Consider the following 407-nt stretch of genomic DNA (forward strand, 5'->3'; position numbering starts at 1 on the left):
GGACCTTGAGGACCCGTTGCTCCCGCCTCGCCGGTTGGACCGGTTGGACCGGTTGGACCCGCCTGACCAGTTATTCCTTGTAGACCTTGAGGGCCTGCCTGACCAGTTGGGCCTTGTGGACCTTGCACGCCTTGTATCCCCTGAATTCCTTGGGGGCCGGTTGGACCAATTGGACCTTGTATTCCCTGAATTCCTTGAGGACCCGTTGCACCCGCCTGGCCGGTTGGGCCTTGTGGACCTTGCACACCTTGTATTCCTTGAGGACCAGTTGGGCCTATACTTCCTTGTGGTCCCTGAATACCTTGTATTCCTTGAGGACCAGTTGGACCTGTTATGCCACTCGGACCTTGTATGCCTTGCACTCCTTGAGGACCGGTTGAACCACTCGGACCTTGGATTCCTTGTAG

General features: G+C 57.0%; 1 pseudogene. It reads right to left on the reverse strand.

Annotated features, from left to right (window positions below):
- Positions 1-407 (reverse strand): annotated as a pseudogene (locus tag MR107_RS32090) (collagen-like protein); the annotation flags it as partial.

This window comes from Bacillus cereus group sp. BfR-BA-01441 (assembly GCF_022663075.1).
GTDB classification, from domain to species: Bacteria; Bacillota; Bacilli; order Bacillales; family Bacillaceae_G; genus Bacillus_A; species Bacillus_A cereus.